The sequence below is a fragment of the Streptomyces sp. SID14478 genome (assembly GCF_010548525.1).
Classification (GTDB): domain Bacteria; phylum Actinomycetota; class Actinomycetes; order Streptomycetales; family Streptomycetaceae; genus Streptomyces.
On sequence record NZ_JAAGMG010001365.1, the window covers coordinates 1 to 1,503 of the forward strand.

Below are 1,503 nucleotides of genomic sequence, written 5' to 3' on the forward strand. Positions count from 1 at the left end.
GGCGCCGCCATGGTCAGCGCCGCCAGCGTGAAGCAGGCGCAGACGAAGCTCAGGGAACCGGCCCCCGTCCAGGACCGGTCGACCAGCACGGCCGTGAACCGGCAGGCCGCGCCGGACGCGCCCGCGCACGCGGCGAGCAGCCAGGTCCCGGGCGAGAACGCCGACCAGGCGTCGCCCCCGGCCGCCGCCCGCGCGATCCGCAGGACGACCCGCAGGAGGAACGCCGCGCACGCGACGGGCGCGACGACGGCCAGGCCCAGCACCAACACCACGGGCACGAGCCAGATGCCGGCGTCTTCGGACGAGAGGATCATGGCTGCATGACCGTCGGCGCGGTGCGATGGTTGTGCGCCGCCCCGGAGGGCCGCTCCCCGGCGCCCCTCGGTGAACTCCCGCCGCCGAGGCCCACGCCCATCGGAGCTGGTGCCACAAGGGCCTCGTCTCCGCGGCGGCTACGCCGGGGAGCAGTCCTCGCGGTCGCGCTCCGTCGAGTACAGGTGGCTGTCCCGGAACTGGGACGCCCCGAGCGTGCGGCCCACCAGGATGACCGCCGTGCGCAGCACACCGGCCCCCTTCACCTGGTCCGCGATGTCACCGAGCGTGCCGCGCAGCACCAGTTCGTCGGGGCGGCTCGCGTACGCCACGACCGCCGCGGGGCAGTCGGCGCCGTAGTGCGGGAGCAGCTCGGCCACGATCCGGTCGACGTAGCGGGCGCCCAGGTGGAGGACGAGCAGCGCGCCGCTCGCGCCGAGCGTGGCCAGGTCCTCGCCGGGCGGCATGGGCGTGGCCTGCTGGGCGATGCGGGTCAGGACGACGGTCTGGCCGACGGTGGGGACCGTCAGCTCCCGCTTGAGCGCGGCCGCGGCGGCGGCGAACGCGGGGACGCCGGGGACGACCTCGTAGGGGATGCCGCGCGCGTCGAGGCGGCGCATCTGCTCGGCCACCGCGCTGAACACCGACGGGTCGCCGGAGTGCAGCCGCGCCACGTCGTGCCCGGCCTCGTGCGCGGCGGCCAACTCCCGCTCGATGGCGTCGAGATCGAGGTTCGCCGTGTCGACGAGCCGGGCGTCCGGCGGGCATTCGGCGAGCAGTTCGCGCGGCACGAGCGAGCCCGCGTACAGACACACCCGGCAGGCGGCGAGCGTGCGCGCGCCGCGCAGGGTGATCAGGTCGGCGGCGCCCGGACCCGCGCCGATGAAGTAGACGGTCATGCCTGTGCCACCTCTGTTGTCTTCGTTACGGACCACTGCGTGACCGGCATCGCCTGCCGCCACCCCGTGAAGGCGCCGACCGGCACCGCGTGCGCGACCGCCAGCCTGACCAGTTCGCCGCCGTGGCGCCGGTACCAGTCGGCAAGCAGCGCCTCCGATTCGAGGGTGACCGTGTTCGCGACCAGCCGCCCGCCGGCGGGCAGGGCGGCCCAGCAGGTCTCCAGGAGGCCCGGTGCCGTCAGGCCGCCGCCGACGAACACCGCGTCGGGGGCGGGGAGTCCGGCGAGCGCGG

1 protein-coding gene and 2 pseudogenes are annotated in these 1,503 nt (G+C 75.6%); all 3 read right to left on the reverse strand.

Features of this window, described 5'->3' with window-relative positions:
* Positions 1 to 314: pseudogene (locus G3I40_RS43475) on the reverse strand (hypothetical protein); the annotation flags it as partial.
* A 138-nt stretch (positions 315 to 452) separates the two neighbouring features.
* The gene (gene cobM / locus G3I40_RS43480; RefSeq protein WP_164560309.1) at positions 453 to 1,211 is read right to left on the reverse strand and encodes a precorrin-4 C(11)-methyltransferase; all 759 of its coding nucleotides are present in this window, start codon (positions 1,209 to 1,211) and stop codon (positions 453 to 455) included.
* Positions 1,208 to 1,503 (reverse strand): annotated as a pseudogene (locus G3I40_RS43485) (cobalamin biosynthesis bifunctional protein CbiET); the annotation flags it as partial. The pseudogene G3I40_RS43485 and the gene cobM, both read right to left, overlap by 4 nt.

Bases quoted from the DNA above. Each gene is read 5' to 3' on its own strand.
- cobM (WP_164560309.1), bottom strand. From the start codon at position 1,211: ATGACCGTCTACTTCATCGGCGCGGGTCCGGGCGCCGCCGACCTGATC.